The following is a 9,728-nucleotide window of genomic DNA, read 5'->3' on the forward strand; positions in this document are numbered from 1 at the left end:
GTCTGCCGCAAGATCCGCGAAAATCCGGAAACCGGGATTCTTCCCGTGGTGATGGTGACGGCGCTCGATCCGAGCGAAGAGCGGATCAAAGGACTTGACGCGGGCGCGGATGATTTTCTCACCAAGCCCATCAACCAGCCCGAACTCCTTGCGCGCGTCCGCTCGCTTCTGCGGATCAAGCAGCTCTATGACACGATTCAGACGCAAGCCGCGCAGCTCGCTGACTGGAACAATAATCTAGAGCGTCGCGTTGAGGAGCAAGTGGGGCAGCTTGAACGTCTCGGACGGCTGAAGCGCTTCTTTTCGCCGCAACTCGTCGAGCTCATCGTGGCGGGGGGAGCTGATGATCCGCTCAAGACTCACCGTAGCGAAATTACGGTGGTCTTTCTCGATCTTCGAGGCTTTACATCGTTTGCGGAGACGGTAGAGCCCGAGGAGGTGATGGGTGTCCTGCGCGAGTACCACGCGGAGATGGGCAAGCTGATTTTAGAGCATGAAGGAACTCTGGAGCGCTTCACCGGCGACGGCATGATGATTTTCTTCAACGATCCGGTGCCGGTGGCGAACGCGGCGGAGCGGGCGATTCGGATGGCGTTGGCGATGAGGGATCGTGTCGCGGAACTGGCCGTCACGTGGCGTAAGCGGGGCTACGATCTCGATTTGGGCGTCGGCATCGCGCAGGGCTACGCCACGATCGGCGGCATCGGCTTCGAGGGCCGCTGGGACTATGGCGCCATAGGCACGGTGACCAATCTCGCCTCTCGCCTCTGCGGCGAAGCGAAGCGGGCCCAGATTGTAGTCTCAAAGCGCTTGCTGGCAACTTTAGAAGATCTGGTGGAAGCAGAGCCTATCGGAGAGCTGGCTCTGAAAGGTTTTCTCCGCCCCGTGACCGCCTACAACGTTCTGCGTCTAAGAACGGGGTGAGGGCCTTAGCGGGCTTGGCGTCTTGGCGCGAGAAAAGAAAGAGGAGAACTAGGCTCGCGCAAAGACGCAAAGGGCGCCAAGGAAAGGGGTTACCACGGGATCAGGAATTTGAGCCACGGCGCGGGCCAGGGGACGTGAAGCACTTCCTCGAAGACGCCGTAAAGAAAACCCCAGGTTCCACCCGCTAGAAGTATCGCCGTTATCCAGGCGCCGCCGTAGAGTTTCGTGTAGAGGAAAACAAAAATCGGCAGCGCCGCTTGAAAGCCGATCAAGTGAATCGCCAAAAAAAGCCCCCACAGCCAGGCCCAGATCTCGAGACTGCCCCAGCGGCCCTCATGTTCGAGAGCGGTTGTCTCATAAGTAGGCCGAGCGGCCCGCTCGGCGCCGGCGCTGAGCGCTTTGAAATCCATGACAATCTGAGAGAGTGCCAGCACTATGCCGATACTTCCCAGAAAAAGAATCACGATGGACGCTCTGACGGGCCAATCTTTGGCGACAAAAAGCGCCCCGGCGACGACGAAGCCCATGAAGGCCGTAAAGACAAAACTTTCAGTTCCGCGAGACATTAGACCTCGGCCGGCGCCATCTCGGCGGCGCGTTTATGTTTTCGCCCGGTGACGATCGGATAGACGACGGAAACGATCAACAGCACGATCAACCCGATCACCATCGGGCGCGTGAGCCACTCGAAGCCGTAGCGCGTGTAGGAGAGCCAGAGGTACATCTCCATCTTCTCGCCGAGCACCAGGCCCAGGAGCAAAGCCGGCCGCGGCCAGCCGTGGCGCCGCATGAAAAAACCGAGCGTGGAGAAAATCATGAGCGCGGCAAGATCGTAACTGTGAAAGTTGGCCGCGAATGCGCCGATGAAGACGAACGCTACGATCGGCGGAACGATGGCATAGAACGGGAGAAAACAGAGTTTGGCGATCGGCTTGGCGAAAAGCATGCACACGGCGGTGGCGAGGATATTCGCGATGCAGAGCGTCCAGATCACCGCGAAGGTCAGGTTCAACTGGCTCGTCAACATGTCCGGGCCCGGCTTGATTCCGACCGCGATGAAGGCCGTTAGAACCAGCGCGGTGGAAGTGCCGCCGGGAATGCCGAAGGCGAGAGTCGGGATGTAATCGCCGCCTTCCTTGGCGTTGTTGGCGCCTTCCGACGCTATCACGCCGCGGACGTCGCCTTTGCCGAAGTTCTCGCGGTTTTTTTCCGTTTGCACCGCGTGCGCGTAGGCGAACCAATCCGCGACCGAGCTGCCGAGGCCGGGGAGAAATCCCACCCACGCGCCGACGATAGAAGTGCGGATGAGCAGCCACCAGTGGCGGAACACGTCGAGAATGCCTTCCCAATAGCCGTGGCCGAATTCCTCCGCCTTGGCGATGCTGGTCTTGCGGCTCGCGAGGTCGATCACTTCCGGGATGCCGAAAAGACCCAAAGCGACCAGAACGAGATCGACGCCCTCCCACAGATACGAGACGTTGAAAGCGTAGCGCTCGATGCCGGATTTCGCATCCAGCCCTACCGTGGCGATCAGAACGCCGACGATGCCGGCGAGCAGTCCTTTGATCGGCGCGTTGCCGCTCAAAATGCCGACCATGCTGACGCCCCAAAGCGTGAGGATAAAAAATTCCGGCGAGCTGAAGGCGAGGACGATGGGCCTAAGCACGGGCAAAGAAGCGAATAGCACCAGCGCGCCGAAGAGACCGCCCAAAAGCGAAGCGACGAACGACGCGCTGAGCGCTCGCGCGGCTTCGCCCCGCTTCGCCATCGGATAGCCGTCCAAGATAGTCGCCTGCGAGCCCGAGCTTCCCGGAACCGAGATGAGGATCGAAGTAAAGGCGCTGGCGGTATTTCCCACCGCGTCCATTCCGACGAGAAGCGCGATGACCAGAAGGGGATCCTTCATCGTCATGACGAAGGGGAGCATGATCGCCAGCGTGCTCGGGCCGCCGATCCCCGGCAGGAATCCGACGAGGCTGCCGATCAGAACCCCCAGGCACATAAATGCCAGCGCCTCGGGCTGGAGCACGCCGACGAGGCCTTCTAACGCCGCTTCGATCACTCCGTCATCTCCTCCGTTTTATTTCGAGACCTTCGTGGTTAAAATCTTCTCACCACGAAGAGCACAGCGCGGCAAAGCCGCAATCGTTATTTCACCACAGAGGCACACAGAGTTCGCAGAGTTCGGAGTATTTTTTAATCAAAAACTTTTTACTCCGCGCCCTCCGCGCCTCTGCGGTGAGTTCTCTTCTGGATCGATACAATCAGAACAGCCATTTGAAAAATTTGCGCAAACCGCGAAAGCTTTCAGGCATAGTATTACGAAGCACACGAAGCTAATTTCTCTTGGCGCTCTTCGCGCCTTTGCGCGAGATTACCCTCTCCCTCGCCCTCTCCCGCACGCGGGAGAGGAAAGGGTGAGGGTGGCCAAATCCTATTTCTGGTCGCCGACCGGCAAGTTATACTTCAGGCGCATCTTGGTGATGAAATCTTTCGCTTCTTTGGGAATCGCGATGTGCTCGCGAATCACAGCGGTGATTTTTTCCGCCGTGTGCGGTTTCCAGCCGTCGCCGAAAAATTTATCTCCTTCTTTGTCGACTTCGGGATCTTTCATGGCCTTGTCAAAGGCCTCGCGCAATATCTTCACCAGATTATCCGGCGTGCCTTCGGGCGCCATCATGAACTTATCCAGCTCCGCCGCGCCGGCCCAACCCTGATAGGCCTGCCAGGCCAGGCCGGTGGGCTTTTTTGCGCCCAAGGCCTCGATGAACGTGGGGACTTCCGGAAAATCCTTGCGGCGCTCGTCTTCTTCGGTCACCAGCACCTGCACGAATCCCTCGCGCTTCAAATCCTGGACCAGCTTGGCGTTCTGCGTCGCCCAAACGTCGATCTCTCCCTGGCGGATCGCGAGCTGCAGCTCCCGGCTTCCCGGATAGCCGTAGATCCAGCGCAGGTTCCAGCCGAGATATTCCGCGCCCCAAACCGTCATCGCGACCCAGGTGCGAATCCCGTCCGTGTCGCCGACGACGGCCGCCTTGGCGGTCTTGTCGGTGAGCTTGTGCCGCGCGTCGTTTCGAATCATGAGGAGACTGCCGGGGCGGGCGACGCCGCCGATGACTTTGAATTTTCTCGGATCGTACTTGATCGTCGGGCCGCCGCGGACGAAGTTGCCGACGCCGGAAGAGGAATCCTGCAACACCGTCAAACCGTCCGGCTTGGCCTCACTGGCGAAGTAATTGTTGGCGACGGTGCCGCCTCCTCCCGGCATGTTTTGCACGATCGTTTTGGGATTCCCCGGAATGTATTTCGATATAAAGCGCGATACAAGCCGCGCCGCCGTGTCGGTTCCGCCGCCGGGCCCGGAGGAGACGACGATTCTGATGACCTTGCCTTCGTAGTAAGGCGCTTCCGCGGCCGGGAGCGCGACTGCGGCGGCAACGATGGTCCCCAGCAGCATGCCAAGGAAAAGAAAACCTGGGATCTTTCGTCTCATGTAACTGCCCTCCTTCTCGAAGAAGCTAACCGTCGGAAATTGTCCAGGTCTGCAGTGCTCGGCGCTCTGCACCAGGCTCATTTGAGCCCCAACTCTTTATTGACCTCGCGCTGGAGGGAAAAATCGAAGACCGTCGCGGCGGGCACCGGCGCGGGGAGACCGATGGCCTGGGCGTCCATCTTGAGGTACTCACGGACTTCATCGTCGGTGGGGATTCCGTCCGTGGTAAAGGCCGGACGGGAGATGCGGTAGGTTTCCAGCGCGGTCGGCATGTCAACGCCCAGATATTTCACCAGGACTTCCGCGGTGCCGCGCTCGTTCTGGTGAAAATAGCGGTTGCCCTTGGCGCGGGCGCGCAGCATGCGCTTGACGAGGTCGCGCTGATCTTTCAGATTTTTGTCCGTTACGCCGAGGCCGTTTTGCAGGCTGGTGAACTCCTCCATCGCGTTGGCGAGGATGTTCAGCTTGAATTTATCGCGCGCGACGATCACGGTGGGCGGCGAGAGAATGCCGATCTGGATCGAGCCGGCGACCAGCGCCTGGAGCTGCGTCGGGACGTCGCCGGCCAGCACCACGGTCACGTCCTTATCCGGATCGAGTCCGGCGCGGCGCAGCATGCGGATACCGGCCGTGTGCTGGCTTCCTCCGAACGTCGTCGTGCCCGCGACCTTGCCCTTGAGATCGGCGAAATTTTTCAGCTCCGGCCGGGTGACGAGCCAGAAGAGCGGGCGTCTCAGGCTCACCGCCAGGACCTTGACCGGCACGCCGCGCGGGATGGCGCGCGTCGCGCTGCCGATCGAGCCGAGCGCGTGGACCTCGCCGGAAACGACCGCCGCGATCGCGACGGTAGCTCTGGTCTGCACGAGCTCGGGGTCGAGGCCTTCCTCGCGGAAAAAGCCGCGCTCCTGCGCGATGAAGAGATCGATCGACGCAATGCTCCGGCTCGAATAGGTGATCACGACGCGCTGGGGCGGCGTCTGCGAGCGGGCTTCGAACGGAAAAATAAGAGCGAAGAGGAAGAGGGGGATGAGAACCAAACCCGCCATACAGCGACCTAACAATAGGCCACATTCGTGACGGTCGTCAAGCGAGAGAAGGCGTCCCCTTAACGCCCTGTTCGCTTAGAGGCGTTGAGCATTTAATCGCTCTCCAGAGGGGGCGACCGGAAAATACAACCGAAAGGTCGTTCCGCCCGTCGGGCTACTCTCTACTTGAATAAGACCGTTGTGGCTTTTTACAATGCCGTACACCACCGCAAGCCCAAGGCCGGTCCCCTGACCGGTCTCTTTGGTCGTGAAGAAAGGCTCGAAGATTCGGCTCTGAACGTTTTCGTCCATTCCAGTGCCGGTGTCGCTGACCTCGATGCGCACGTACCGCTCCGCTTTCGCTTCCGGGTAGTCTTGCAGGGTTGTCCCGTCGACGGCTTCGGTCCTGAGCGTCAGTTTGCCGCCGTCCGGCATCGCGTCGCGAGCGTTAATGCAAAGATTCAAGAGCGCTTGATTGATTTGGCTCGGAGACGCCATAACCGGGGGAAGCTCACGGCCCAACTCCGGCGTCACTTCAATGGTTTTTCGAAAGGTTTGTCGGAGCAAACGCAGTAGTCCGTGGATCAGCGTATTGACGTCCGTCGGTTCCAGGCTCTCCTCTGTTTTCTTGCCAATGGTCAAAAGCTGCTGCACGAGCACGGCGCCCCGCCTGATCGCCTCATCGATGACATTGAGAGTTTCAGCAATTCGATCGCCCTTGCCGGCGTGCTCGCGGAGAACAGAAGCGTATCCCAGGATGATGTTGAGGATATTGTTAAAGTCGTGCGCGACTCCGGCGGCGAGCGTTCCGATGCTTTCCATTTTTTGCGCCTGACGAAGCTGCTCTTCGAGTTTTTGTCGTTCCTCGATGTCCTCGATAAGCGTGCGATTGGCCTGTTCCAACTCCGCGGTGCGCTCGGCCACTCTCGTCTCCAGTTCCTGAGTGAGCTTGTGCAGCGCTTGTTCCGCCTTTTTAGGCTCGGTGATATCGTCAATAGCCAGAAGTATCAGTTGGACCGCGTTCTCTTGTTTGTCATAGATCCTTCTGGCGCTGAGCGACATGATCCTTTGTCCGATAGAGGGAAACTCGTGCTCCACATCGAGGTTCTCAAAGCGCGCATCGCGGGGCAGGACTTCCTCCAGTAACTCGCGCAGCCTGGGAATATCCCACTGGTGATTCCCGACCTCGTAGATGAGACGACCCACCGTTTCCTCCCGCGCGACTCTAAAGGTCTCGAAAAAAGCGCGGTTGGCCGAAACGATGCTCAGGTCAGGACTCAGGACTATCAGGGATTCGCGAACCGTAGAAACGATGTTCTCAGCGTAGTCTTGGGCCTCCTTCAATCGGGTTACATCGGTAAACGTGAAGACCACTCCGTCAATCAGATTGTTCAGAGTGCGATAGGGAATCGAGCGCATCACGTGCCAGCGGCCATCCGAGGTTTGCACCTCTTTCTCAACCGGAACCAGGCTCTTAAGCACGTTGTCGGCGACCGATGTAAGGTCTACGTCAATTAAATTGTTTGAAATGTTGCTTACCGGACGGCCGAGATCCAAAGGGATCAAGTTCAGTAGCTTTGTCGCCGACGGCGTGAAACGCCGGACGCAAAATCCCGTATCCAAAAAAATCGTCCCGACTTCGGAGGAATTCAAAAAATTGGCCAAGTCGTCAGTGGTCCTGGACAGCTCTTCGATCTTATCGTTGAGCTGGTTGTTGACGGTGATTAACTCCTCATTAACGGATTGCATCTCCTCTTTTGAGGTTTCCAACTCTTCATTGGTCGATTGCAGCTCCTCGTTGATGGCCAGGACCTCCTCGTTGGCGGTCGTGAGTTCCTCATGGGTAGTTTGAAAGTCATCGATAGTGGTTTGGAGCTCGTCTCTTAACCTTGCGATCTCGGCTTCGAGCCGCTCGGTAAGATCATCGCGCCGGCCGATCTCGGTTTCCTCGACGCCGATGGGCGCATCCTTGACCGGCGCCGGCGCGTCCTCAAAGATAACGGCGAGCAATCTGTTGCCTGATTTGGGCTCTACGACGGGAGTTATGGTTACATCGGCAAAATAGTTGGAATCGTCCCGGCTGAAATCGAGGGCTCCGAGCTTGGCGGCATGGTTTTCGCGCGCCGCCTTTTGGGCTGCGAGGCGGACTTTCAGCGAATGTCTATCGTCGGTCATTTCAAACAAGTTCAGGCTGGCATCGCCGAAGGGGTGCTTCAGGTACTTATGGCTCTCGCCGTAGAAGTGCAGAATATTGCCATTCTCATCGATCAGGACAATACTCGCGTTAAAATGCTTCAAGAGCACCTGCTGGTTCAGATCCGACAATTTGACGGAAGGCCGCCTTTCCTGTCTAGACGGAAGGGCGGCCGGCGCGCCGGACCGCGTTGGAAAATTCGCGACCTCGACGGCGGCGGACGGCTTGCGGCGGAAAATCCGGAAGCTTCTGGAAACGGGCTCGAACGAGTCGCTCTGCTCGACGACGGTCTCGGACTTGCCCAGAAACAAGTATCCGTCCGGCTTGAGCGCAAACCCGAAAAGGCTCAGAATTTTTTTCTGCATTCCCGGCTCGATGTAGATCAGCAGGTTGCGACAACTGATCAAGTCCAATTTCATAAACGGCGGGTCCATGATCACGTTATGCGCGGCAAAGGTCATGACTTCCCGAATTTCTTTATTAATCTGATAAACGTGGTCTTTCTTGGTAAAGAACCGCGCCAGGCGCTCCTCCGACACGTCGGCGCTGATGCTTTCGGGATATATGCCCTCACGGGCGCATTTCAGCGCGTCATGATCGATGTCCGACGCGAAGACCTGTATGGGAGATCTCTTCCTGCTCCGAGCGCTTTCCTCCATGAGCAACATGGCGATGGAATAGGCCTCCTCGCCGGTCGCGCAACCCGTAACCCACACGCGCAGGGCACGGTCACTGTTCCCTTCTTGAACCAGCGGCTTGATGACCTTGTTGGCGAGCTCCGCAAATGCCTCCGGATCCCGGAAGAAGCTCGTGACGCTGATCAGCATGTCCTTCGAAAGGCTCGCGAGCTCGTCGGGGTCTTGGAGGAGAAAGCGGTAATATTCGGAAAAATTTCCGATGCGGTGGAGCCCCATGCGGCGCGCGACGCGGCGCTGGAGCGTCGAGTTCTTGTAAAAACGAAAGTCGTTTTTGGTCTGACTTCCCAGCAAATAGATAATCGAACCGAGATGGTCCCGTCCGCCTTCGCTATCGGCGTCCGTGGGTTCGACGGGGGATTGTCGCACGTACTGAAGAAGCGCGTCGGGTATTTCCCCGACCGGCAGGACGCAATCGACCATTCCCGTCGCTATTGCGCTTTCGATCATGTTGCCGAACTGAGCGGTCTTGGGATCTTGAACCATTACTATGCCGCTCGCTCCCCGGATCTCTCTTATCCCCAATGTGCCGTCCGAGCCGCTGCCGGAAAAAAGCATGGCTACGGCCTTTTCATGTTGGTCCTGAGCAAGAGAGCGGAAGAAAAAATCGATCGGCATCCGGATACCGTCGCGCTTTACCGGCTCGGTCAGATGCAGCATGCCGTCTTTGACGAAGAGAAACTTATTAGGAGGAATCGTGTAAACGCAGTTGCGCCGAATCGGCGAGCGGTCTTCCGCCTGGACTACCGTCATGTCCGTGCATTTGGCCAAAAGGCTCGCCATGTAACTCATGTGGTCCGGGTCCAGGTGCTGCACCACGACAAAACCCAGGCCGCTATCCGCCGGCATCGCGGTAAAAAATTCTTTCAACGCGTCCAATCCACCGGCCGATGCGCCGATGCCGACTACCTGGATATTTGAACCTTCAGGATCCATGATTCTGCGTCATCGTGGAGAAACTGCGATCTTCCCTGCTCCTGAACGACAGATTTATATTTGGCCGTAACAGATTAGAATTTTTAGCAAAATAGCGCTTTCGGTCAACGCTAGGTGGTCACTTAAGTGACAATTTTGATGGGTGCAAAACTGAGACTTGTCCCTCCGGGGACAGACTTTATTGCGGTAAATAAGCTATTAAATACGAGCCGGGTAACAGGAGGAGGAATATGGAATCGCGAAGCGTTGTTGACCCAGAAAGTCTACGCAAGCTAAAGAGCTTCGACTGGTTGACGGCCGTTCAGTTGCAAAGTCTTGCGCAAAACATGGCGCTGACGAAAGTAAGAAAGAAAGATCCGATCTTTGCTCAAGGTGAGTCTGCCAATATGATATTTCTGGTTCTCTCAGGCACTGTAAGGCTGTCCGTCGTCAATCAAGAAAACAAACGGGTAGTTGTGACG

General features: G+C 57.7%; 7 protein-coding genes. 2 read left to right on the forward strand and 5 right to left on the reverse strand.

Translation table 11 applies throughout. The features are described from left to right. Positions 1 to 924 (forward strand): adenylate/guanylate cyclase domain-containing protein (locus VGL70_00535; protein HEY3301999.1); only part of this gene is annotated, 924 nt, incomplete at its 5' end. An 89-nt stretch (positions 925 to 1,013) separates the two neighbouring features. On the opposite strand, the gene VGL70_00540 is transcribed toward VGL70_00535, so the two are convergent. The 5 genes from VGL70_00540 to VGL70_00560 all read right to left on the reverse strand — a co-directional run bounded on the left by VGL70_00540 (position 1,014) and on the right by VGL70_00560 (position 9,267). Beyond that, entirely contained in the window at positions 1,014 to 1,490 is a 477-nt protein-coding gene (locus VGL70_00540; protein ID HEY3302000.1) for a hypothetical protein, read from the reverse strand. After that, a complete protein-coding gene (locus tag VGL70_00545; protein ID HEY3302001.1) occupies positions 1,490 to 2,986 on the reverse strand; it encodes a tripartite tricarboxylate transporter permease in 1,497 nt (498 codons plus the stop codon). The genes VGL70_00540 and VGL70_00545 overlap by 1 nt, the downstream gene beginning before the upstream one ends. Positions 2,987 to 3,358: 372 nt before the next feature. Continuing rightward, positions 3,359 to 4,417: a tripartite tricarboxylate transporter substrate-binding protein gene (locus VGL70_00550; protein HEY3302002.1), complete on the reverse strand. Its 1,059-nt coding sequence runs from the start codon at positions 4,415 to 4,417 to the stop codon at positions 3,359 to 3,361. 77 nt (positions 4,418 to 4,494) lie between these two features. Next, the gene (locus VGL70_00555) at positions 4,495 to 5,463 is read right to left on the reverse strand and encodes an ABC transporter substrate-binding protein (protein HEY3302003.1); all 969 of its coding nucleotides are present in this window, start codon (positions 5,461 to 5,463) and stop codon (positions 4,495 to 4,497) included. Positions 5,464 to 5,538: 75 nt separating this feature from the next. Beyond that, positions 5,539 to 9,267: a CheR family methyltransferase gene (locus tag VGL70_00560; protein HEY3302004.1), complete on the reverse strand. Its 3,729-nt coding sequence runs from the start codon at positions 9,265 to 9,267 to the stop codon at positions 5,539 to 5,541. Positions 9,268 to 9,497: 230 nt separating this feature from the next. On the opposite strand from VGL70_00560, the gene VGL70_00565 reads away from it, so the two are divergent. Beyond that, a partial coding sequence (locus VGL70_00565) for a cyclic nucleotide-binding domain-containing protein (GenBank protein ID HEY3302005.1) occupies positions 9,498 to 9,728 on the forward strand: 231 nt, incomplete at its 3' end.

This window comes from Candidatus Binatia bacterium, from assembly GCA_036504975.1.
Lineage (GTDB): Bacteria > Desulfobacterota > Binatia > UBA9968 > UBA9968 > JAJPJQ01.

What these genes read in the sequence shown, in the direction of transcription:
- VGL70_00540 (HEY3302000.1), bottom strand. Translation starts at nt 1,490, where the DNA reads ATGTCTCGCGGAACTGAAAGTTTTGTCTTTACGGCCTTCATGGGCTTC.
- VGL70_00550 (HEY3302002.1), bottom strand. Translation starts at nt 4,417, where the DNA reads ATGAGACGAAAGATCCCAGGTTTTCTTTTCCTTGGCATGCTGCTGGGG.
- VGL70_00555 (HEY3302003.1), bottom strand. Translation starts at nt 5,463, where the DNA reads ATGGCGGGTTTGGTTCTCATCCCCCTCTTCCTCTTCGCTCTTATTTTT.
- VGL70_00560 (HEY3302004.1), bottom strand. Translation starts at nt 9,267, where the DNA reads ATGGATCCTGAAGGTTCAAATATCCAGGTAGTCGGCATCGGCGCATCG.